The sequence below is a fragment of the Pseudomonas sp. P5_A12 genome, from assembly GCF_056400685.1.
Genome location: NZ_JBFUKU010000014.1, coordinates 43,572 through 52,262, shown reverse-complemented (window position 1 = coordinate 52,262; position 8,691 = coordinate 43,572). Strand labels below are relative to the sequence as shown.

General features: G+C 57.8%; 7 protein-coding genes. 3 read left to right on the top strand and 4 right to left on the bottom strand.

Annotated features, from left to right (window positions below; translation table 11 throughout):
* Window positions 1–42: 42 nt before the first annotated feature.
* Window positions 43–420: a hypothetical protein gene (locus tag AC1DSG_RS03970; protein WP_116261953.1), complete on the top strand. Its 378-nt coding sequence runs from the start codon at window positions 43–45 to the stop codon at window positions 418–420.
* Window positions 421–599: 179 nt separating this feature from the next.
* On the opposite strand, the gene fadD1 is transcribed toward AC1DSG_RS03970, so the two are convergent.
* The gene (fadD1, locus tag AC1DSG_RS03965) at window positions 600–2,300 is read right to left on the bottom strand and encodes a long-chain-fatty-acid--CoA ligase FadD1 (protein ID WP_477789691.1); all 1,701 of its coding nucleotides are present in this window, start codon (window positions 2,298–2,300) and stop codon (window positions 600–602) included.
* Window positions 2,301–2,654: 354 nt separating this feature from the next.
* Window positions 2,655–4,343 (bottom strand): long-chain-fatty-acid--CoA ligase FadD2, encoded by a 1,689-nt coding sequence (fadD2, locus tag AC1DSG_RS03960; protein ID WP_477789690.1) that lies wholly within the window; start codon window positions 4,341–4,343, stop codon window positions 2,655–2,657.
* 232 nt (window positions 4,344–4,575) lie between these two features.
* On the opposite strand from fadD2, the gene AC1DSG_RS03955 reads away from it, so the two are divergent.
* Both AC1DSG_RS03955 and AC1DSG_RS03950 read left to right on the top strand, forming a co-directional pair.
* On the top strand, window positions 4,576–5,520 hold the full coding sequence (locus AC1DSG_RS03955; protein ID WP_477789689.1) for a lysophospholipase: 945 nt from the start codon (window positions 4,576–4,578) through the stop codon (window positions 5,518–5,520).
* 42 nt (window positions 5,521–5,562) lie between these two features.
* Window positions 5,563–6,033, top strand: coding sequence for a MaoC family dehydratase (locus AC1DSG_RS03950; protein ID WP_007949458.1), 471 nt, complete (start codon window positions 5,563–5,565; stop codon window positions 6,031–6,033).
* Between the two features lie 78 nt (window positions 6,034–6,111).
* Here the strand turns inward: AC1DSG_RS03950 and ltrA are convergent, their stop codons facing one another.
* Together ltrA and AC1DSG_RS03940 are read right to left on the bottom strand one after the other, a co-directional pair.
* On the bottom strand, window positions 6,112–7,545 hold the full coding sequence (ltrA, locus tag AC1DSG_RS03945) for a group II intron reverse transcriptase/maturase (protein WP_477789688.1): 1,434 nt from the start codon (window positions 7,543–7,545) through the stop codon (window positions 6,112–6,114).
* Between the two features lie 476 nt (window positions 7,546–8,021).
* A complete protein-coding gene (locus AC1DSG_RS03940) occupies window positions 8,022–8,489 on the bottom strand; it encodes a ferritin-like domain-containing protein (RefSeq protein WP_477789687.1) in 468 nt (155 codons plus the stop codon).
* Window positions 8,490–8,691 lie beyond the last annotated feature (202 nt).

The window sequence follows — 8,691 nt, the reverse complement described above, 5'->3', positions numbered from 1 at the left end:
ATTCAGGCCATGGCGCTGAAGATCCAATCCCGTAGGAATGTTATGAAACTCGATAAAAAGCAGGCCATTGCCCGCAGAAACCAGGAACTTGGCGGTGCCGTGCTTGGCGTCAACAACTGCCATTTCACCGAATTGAACCGCAACCGCAACATCTGGTGGTTCGATATCCCGGTCGCGCGCCTGGCCGTTGGTCAGTACGAATGGATTCACTTGCTTATGCACACGCCGGACACCGACGAACTGCTGCACCTGAAAGTGCCAACCGTGTTCCTGCGTGAAAAGCTTGAAGGTCTGGTGGTGCGTAATGAAGGCAAGCGCAAGGCAGCATTGAGCCTGGAACTGAGTGCCGACAAGGACTCGTACCTGCAAGACATGCGCCCGGCGGGCACCAACGTCAACTTCGCGCCGTTTCGCCTGTAACAGCAAAAGCTAAAAGCTTCGCGAGCAGGCTCGCTCCCACATTTTTGACCGAGTTCCTTCAGAAGGAATGCAATCAACTGTGGGAGCGAGACCGGCTTGCCGGCGAAGGCGGTCTGATAGGCGACGAAGACCTGCCAGAAGCCCAAAAAAAAGCCCCGCATCCGCGGGGCTTTTGTTTGTTACGCGCCGACTTTTTTCGCGGCGATTTTCTTCAGCTCTTCGTCGCGCAGTTCGCGGCGCAGAATCTTGCCGACGTTGGTGGTCGGCAGTGCATCGCGGAACTCGACAGCACGCGGCACCTTGTAGCCGGTGACATTCGCACGCATGTGCTCCATCACTTGCTCTTTGGTCAGCGTCACGCCTGGTTTGGCAACGATGAAGATCTTGATCGCCTCGCCCGATTTTTCGTCCGGCACGCCAATGGCCGCGCATTGCAGCACGCCCGGCAGGGTCGCGAGCACGTCTTCCAGTTCGTTCGGGTACACGTTGAAACCAGAAACCAGGATCATGTCTTTCTTGCGATCGACAATGCGCAGGTAGCCATCCGGCTGGATCAGCGCGATGTCACCGGTCTTCAACCAGCCTTCGCTGTCGAGCATTTCATCAGTGGCATCCTGGCGCTGCCAGTAGCCCTTCATGACCTGCGGGCCTTTCACGCACAGTTCGCCGATATCACCCAGCGGCTGCTCCACGCCGGCATCGTCAATGATTTTGCAGCGGGTCGATGGAACCGGGATACCGATGGTGCCGATCTGGATGTTCTGGATAGGGTTGACGGTGGCCACCGGGCTGGTTTCGGTCATGCCGTAACCTTCGCAGATGGCGCAACCGGTGACCGCTTTCCAGCGTTCGGCGGCGGCCAATTGCAGGGCCATGCCACCGGACAGGGTGACTTTCAGCGCCGAGAAGTCGAGCTTGCGGAAGCCTTCGTTATTGCACAGGGCCACAAACAAGGTGTTGAGGCCGACGAAACCGCTGAACTTCCACTTCGACAGTTCCTTGACCATTGCCGGCAGGTCTCGCGGGTTGCTGATCAGGATGTTGTGGTTGCCGATCAGCATCATCGCCATGCAATGAAAGGTGAATGCATAGATGTGGTACAGCGGCAGCGGCGTGATCAGGATCTCGCAACCTTCATTAAGGTTGGCGCCCATCAGGGCCTTGCATTGCAGCATGTTCGCCACGAGGTTGCGGTGGGTCAGCATCGCACCTTTCGCCACGCCAGTGGTTCCACCGGTGTATTGCAGCACGGCGACATCACTGCTGGCCGGGTTGGCTTCAGCCACTGGCTGGCCATGGCCCTTGCTCAGCACGTCGTTGAACTTGATGGCTTTGGGCAAGTGATACGCCGGGACCATTTTCTTCACATACTTGATGACGCTGTTGACCAACAGACGCTTGAGTGGCGGCAACAGGTCGGCCACTTCCGTGACGATCACGTGCTTGACGCCGGTTTTCGGCACGACGATCTCGGCCAGATGGGCCATGTTGGCCAGGCAGACCAGGGCTTTGGCACCGGAGTCGTTGAACTGGTGTTCCATTTCCCGCGCGGTGTACAGCGGGTTGGTGTTGACCACGATCAGACCGGCGCGGATGGCACCGAAGACCGCAACCGGGTACTGCAGCACGTTAGGCAATTGCACGGCGATTCGATCGCCTGGCTGCAAGTCAGTATGCTGTTGCAGGTAAGCGGCAAACGCACCGGACAATTCGTACAATTCACCGTAGGTGATTGTTCTGCCCAGGTTGCTGAATGCCGGCTTGTTGGCGAAGCGTTGGCAGGATTGCTTCAACACTGCCTGAATATTCGGGTACTCGTCTGGATTGATCTCAGCAGCAACCCCAGCTGGGTACTTATCYTTCCAAAAGTCTTCAATCATGGAAGCCCACTCCTCAGCAACGCGAATTCAGTACCGCATTTGATGCGATTATTATTGGTGTGTGTTTTTTATTGGTGAGTCTGGCTGTTTACTAGGCCGAGAAGTCCCAAAGCGCGCCGAGAGTAGCAGCTTTGCCAAGGGTCGACCAGAGCCAAAAGCGGCCTCTACGGTCACAAATGTGACTCAAGAACCTCTAGCGGTCATTTTAGAGCAAAAATTCTATACACCCTTGAAAGCCCCTGAATCCGGGGCTTCTACAAAAAAAATCGCGAGCAGGCTCGCTCCCACAGGATCACCGAAAACCCTGTGGGAGCGAGCCTGCTCGCGATCGCGCGAAGCGCGGCCATTCAACGATTAAGCAATATCACGCAATTCCCTCCGCAAAATCTTCCCGACCGGCGTCATCGGCAACGACTCACGCAACACGATGTGCTTGGGCACTTTGTACGCCGTGAAGTTTTCCTTGCAGTAGGCCTTCAGCTCTTCAAGGCTGACCCCGGCTTCACGGGCCACGACAAACAACTTCACCGCCTCGCCCGAACGCTCGTCCGGCACACCGATGACCGCGCAATTGGCGACGTTCGGGTGAGCCATGACCACGTCCTCGATCTCGTTCGGGTACACGTTGAAACCCGACACGATGATCATGTCTTTCTTGCGATCGACGATGCGCACAAAACCGTCCGGGTCGATCACCGCAATGTCGCCGGATTTGAACCAGCCCTCGGCATCCAGCACTTCAGCGGTGGCCTCGGGCTTGTTCCAGTAGCCCTTCATGATCTGCGGGCCTTTGATGCACAGTTCGCCGCGCTCGCCCAATGGCTGCTCGACGCCTTCATCGTTGATCACTTTCAGCGTTGTGCCCGGCACCGGCAGGCCGACCGTGCCGATCCGCGATTGGTCCCCGTAAGGGTTGGTGCACGCCACCGGCGACGTTTCGGTCAGGCCGTAACCTTCGGTGATGCGGCAACCGGTCATTTTCTCCCAGCGCTCGGCGGTGGCCTTGACCAACGCAGTGCCGCCGGAGTTGGTGAGCTTGAGACTGGAGAAATCCAGGGTCTTGAAGTCCGGGTGATCCATCAACGCAACGAACAGCGTGTTGAGCCCCAGCAACGCCGAGAAACGCCAGTTCTTAAGCTCCTTGATGAAGCCGCCAATGTCCCGCGGATTGGTGATCAGCACGTTGTGATTGCCGGTCACCATCATGCACATGCAGTTAGCCGTGAAGGCATAGATGTGGTACAGCGGCAGCGGCGCGATCATCACCTCCTGCCCTTCACGCAGCAGTGACTGGCCGTCAGCGCCGAATTGCCCCAGGCACGCCCGCGCCTGTTGCATGTTCGCCACCAGGTTGCCGTGGGTCAGCATGGCACCCTTGGCCAAACCGGTGGTGCCGCCGGTGTACTGCAGGACGGCGATGTCGTCGAGGCCGACTTTCAGCGGCTTGATGCCCAGACCTCGCCCCATGCCCAGCGCGTTCTTGAACGAAATGGCCTGCGGCAACGAATACGCCGGGACCATTTTCTTGACCTTGCTGACCATGGTATTGACCAGCCAGCCCTTGGCGGCCGGCATCAGGTCGCCCATTTTCGCTTCGATCAGGTACTGGATGTCGGTGTCGGGCAGCACTTCCTGGACTTTCTGCCCGAACATGTTCAGGTACACCAGCGCCCGGGCGCCGGAATCCTTGAACTGATGACGCATCTCCCGCGCGGTGTACAACGGGTTGGTGTTGACCACAATCAGCCCGGCGCGCAAGGCACCAAAGACGGCAATCGGATAATGCAGGACGTTGGGCATCTGCACTGCGATGCGATCCCCCGGCACCAGGTCGGTGTGGGCTTGCAGATAAGCGGCGAATGCCAGGCTCTGGCGTTCCAGTTCGGCGTAGGTCAGGGTCACGCCCATGTTGCTGAATGCCGGGCGGTCAGCAAATTTCTTGCAGGAACGCTCGAACACCTCAATCACCGACTTATAGGCCCCTAGGTCTATGTTCAGGGGCACGCCGGCCGGGCGTTTGTCATTCCAGAAATCAGGTTGCATTATTCTTGTCCTCTTTACCTGAGCCTATCCGGGCCGCTTTTCTGTCACTTCTGAAAAAAGCGGGCTTCACGGACACTAGCAGTTATGGCGATTCAGGCAAATACAGCCACTGCCGTCATTGACCGCGTGAATCTTCCTGCCGTGGCGTGGCCTGATCAGACGGCGAGCACGGGATGCGCTATACAATGCGACCACGCCCATGCCACATGCAGCCCCATGCACAGGAATCGCCATGATCCACGACACGTTCTGGCTGACCGCGATGGACCACAGCCGCCTTTTCGTCAACCAGTGGTTGCCCTCCTCGCCTTTAAAAGCCGTGATCCTGCTGGCCCATGGCATGGCCGAGCACAGCGCTCGTTACGCCCGACTGGCTGAAAAATTCTGCGAACAGGGTTACGGCGTGTACGCACCGGATTTGCGTGGACATGGCAAAACTGCCGAAAACGGGACCCTGGGCCATTTCGCTGACAACGACGGCTGGTGCAAGGTCGTCGGCGACCTCGCCTGCCTCAACCAACACATCGGCCAACAGCATCCTGGCGTGCCGATCGTGTTGCTCGGTCACAGCATGGGCAGTTACATCGCGCAGGCCTATTTGCTGCATCACAGCGCCAGCCTGCACGGCGCGGTGCTCAGCGGCTCCAATTTTCAATCGGTGGCGCTCTATCGCGCGGCGCGACAGATCGCCCGAGTCGAAAAGTTGCGTCAGGGCCCCAAGGGGCGCAGTGCACTGATTGAATGGCTGTCCTTCGGTTCGTTCAACAAACAGTTCAAACCGGCACGCACCCGGTTCGACTGGCTCAGCCGCGACCCGGCGGAGGTGGATTTGTACGCCAACGACCCGCTCTGCGGCTTTCGTTGCACCAACCAGATGTGGATCGATTTGCTGGGTGGGTTGCAGCAAATCAGCAAAGCGTCCAATCTCGCGCAGATCGATCCGGGCCTGCCACTGCTGGTGATTGGCGGCGAATGTGATCCGGTGAGCGAAGGCAAACGTCTGAAAGATCTGGCCAACGCCTTGCGCACGGCAGGCAGCCAGAACCTGCACCTGACGATTTACCCGCAGGCGCGTCATGAATTGTTCAATGAGAGCAACCGAGATGAAGTGGTCAACGACGTGTTGCACTGGATCGCCGACGCACTCAGCCACCGCCGGCCACCCCGGTCGGAATAGTTTTTTTGTGGATTTATTTATTCGTCACAGGAACCGAGACAGATGACCCAGGTTACCAACACCCCTTACGATGCCCTCGAAGTCGGCCAGACCGCCAGCTACAGCAAGACTGTCGAAGAGCGCGACATTCAACTGTTCGCCGCCATGTCCGGCGACCACAACCCGGTACACCTGGACGCCGAATTCGCGGCAGGCACCATGTTCAAGGAGCGAATCGCGCACGGCATGTTCAGTGGCGCACTGATCAGTGCAGCTGTTGCTTGCGAGCTGCCTGGGCCGGGGACTATTTATATTGGCCAGCAGATGAGCTTTCAGAAGCCGGTGAAGATTGGCGATACCCTGACCGTGCGTCTGGAAATTCTCGAAAAAATGCCGAAGTTTCGTGTGCGCATTGCCACGCGCGTGTTCAACCAGCGTGATGAGTTAGTTGTGGACGGCGAAGCGGAGATCCTGGCACCGCGCAAGCAGCTGACCGTGACGCTGCCGACACTACCTGCGATCAGCATCGGCTAATCAACAGATCGAGTAGGAGGCGGATTTACATCCGCCGTCCTCTCACACCACCGTACGTACGGATCCGTATACGGCGGTTCAAGCTATGCGGCTAAGCCGGTTTATCGTATCCAGTACCGAGACCAACCCAAGTTGATCCCATAGCTTCTTCGGCAGCACCTGATTCATATGAGATGCTCCCGAGCTCCACCATGGGCCTCGGCCATTGAAGGCTGATTTGCAGGCGCGAGCTTCGCTAAGCCCCAGGCGCATCAAGTTACGTGCCCTCGTTGAGGGCCGCTTCCATTGACGCCAGACGACGCAGCGAAGTTTGCGCCGCACCCAGCCGTCAATTTCCTCAAGTGGCCGTTTGCTCTGACTGAGCTTGAAGTAGCCTGCCCACCCGCGCAGCACAGGGTTTATCCGTTCGATGACATTCGCCATCTTGTGGCCCCGCGCCCCGCGCAGCAGGTCTCTTAACCGGTCGTGCAAGCGACCCAGACTCATCGTCGCCACTCTCAGCCTCGGTTGCTGATGCCAGCTCATCCCATAACCCAGATAGTCGCAGACCCAAGGCCGTGCTACGTGGCTCTTTTCCCGGTTCAGCGTCAGTTTCAGGCGCTGATTCAGGAAACGCTCAACACCGGTCATCACCCGCGTGCCAGCTCGCTGACTGCACACATAGATGTTCGCGTCGTCGGCATAACGCACGAAGCGATGGCCTCGCCGTTCCAGTTCGCGGTCGAGTTCGAGTTCGAGTTCGTTGAGCAGGATGTTCGACAGCAACGGCGAGAGCGGGCCGCCTTGCGGCGTCCCTTCCTGCCGTCGGCTGACGAGTCCGCCCGACATCGTTCCCGCTTCGAGGTAACGACGGATCAGCGTGAGCACACGCTTGTCTTCGATTTGACGCACCACGTAGGCCATCAGGACATCGTGGTTGACCCGATCAAAGAACTTCTCGAGATCAAGTTCCACGCACCRGCGGTGACCCGCTGCCACGTGGCCGCGAGCGGTTTCGATGGCTTGGTGAGCGCTTCTACCCGGACGAAAGCCGTAGCTGTAGTCCGAGAACAGAGGATCGAAGATTGGCGTGAGCTGTTGCAGCAGTGCCTGTTGGATCAAGCGATCCACGACGCTGGGAATACCCAGTTGCCGTGTTCCGCCTTTGGGTTTGGGGATGTCGACGGCGCGTACACCCTGCGGGTGATACTCGCCGGCCAGCAACCTCACCTTGAGGGTCGGCCAATACTGTTTCACGTAGTCCGCCAAGTCGTCGACCGTCATGCCATCGGCACCCGGTGCGCCCTTGTTGCTGACCACACGTTGATACGCACGCCTAAGGTTGGCCGGTGCAAGCACCCGCTCCATCAGCGTGTCCGGCTCCGCGTTCGTCCACGTCACAGACGCCGCCGATACCTGTGCGCTGTCAGCCGTCATCCTCGGATACTGTCCGGGACTCGGAGTAACAGTCTTCTCTTGGAGAAATTTCTGCATTTCGGTATTCAACGAGACTTTGACGCCTACTGGCGGCATAACTTGTTCGGCCCTTGGTGACGGGGTTATTCGCCACTTACTACGGCCTCGGCTGACTTCTGCACGTTCATCCCGTCGCCTCTCGACGCTCGGTAGCACTGTGGCAAACGTGCAGATCTCCCAGGGTAATTCGCGCGACCTTCCTGCTTATGCCTGTCGGATCTACGTCGCAGCGTCCCGTGCAAGTATTGGGCTTTAGGGAAACACGCCCCTTTACCCCGCTGCGCCGCCTCTATCCGCTTGCTGTTCGTCAGGCCAGCATTTTGCCTCGGGCTTCCTTCAGATTCGCGGTCACCCGCGACACCCTTGCCTCTGGCTAACACTTCCCCTTGCCGGGTGTGTAGAGGACTTTCACCTCCAAGTCACCAGCGAGGCCACCACAGCCAAGCTGGTTGCGCTTGCGCGCAACGCGCCATGCCTGGCGCACGTATAAAAAAACGCCAGACTGGCTGGCGTTTTTGGCAGGCAACGAACGCTTACGAGCGTGCGCGAGCCTGGTTGCGCAGGGCTTTTACCTGATCGTGATTGCGTTGCACGCCGTGGTACTGGCGTTCAACCAGATCACGAATGCCCACCAGGTTGTGTTTGTTGATTTTTTCCATGGCCTCTCTGTAAGCCTTCAGCGCATGGTCTTCACCGCGTTCGGCTTCGTTCAGCACCGCTTCTTCGTCCTTGCCGGTAAACATTGCCTTTACGTCGACCCAGCGACGGTGCAAGTCACCGCTGACACTGGTAGACGTTTCCGGATCACCACCCATCGAACGCACGGCGGCTTGCAGTTCAGAAGCAGCAGTGGCGCAGTCGGCAGCACGCTGAACGAACAGCGTTTTCAGTTCTGGGTGTTTAATGTCTTCAGCGCATGTCTTGAACCCTTCCTGACCGTCTTTACTGGTTTCGATCAGGTCGTTGAGTACAGAGATCGCTTCTTTATTCATGTCGGTCATTTTCAATTCCTCGCGGGTTGATGAAAGATGTAATGACTATTGCACCCTGCATGCCAGCTTCGAATTGATAACTTATCCGTTAAATATCATACGGTTAGATTAAACAGCGAAATCTGTATCCGTTTTTTTTGCATGATCTGTCAATTGGCCTGCATGCAGAATGCCTGTATTTTCCAGACCGATAGAATCCAGACGACCAACT

Coding starts and splice junctions, on each gene's coding strand:
- fadD2 (WP_477789690.1), bottom strand. CDS start 4,343: ATGCAACCTGATTTCTGGAATGACAAACGCCCGGCCGGCGTGCCCCTG.
- AC1DSG_RS03970 (WP_116261953.1), top strand. CDS start 43: ATGAAACTCGATAAAAAGCAGGCCATTGCCCGCAGAAACCAGGAACTT.
- AC1DSG_RS03940 (WP_477789687.1), bottom strand. CDS start 8,489: ATGACCGACATGAATAAAGAAGCGATCTCTGTACTCAACGACCTGATC.
- AC1DSG_RS03950 (WP_007949458.1), top strand. CDS start 5,563: ATGACCCAGGTTACCAACACCCCTTACGATGCCCTCGAAGTCGGCCAG.
- AC1DSG_RS03955 (WP_477789689.1), top strand. CDS start 4,576: ATGATCCACGACACGTTCTGGCTGACCGCGATGGACCACAGCCGCCTT.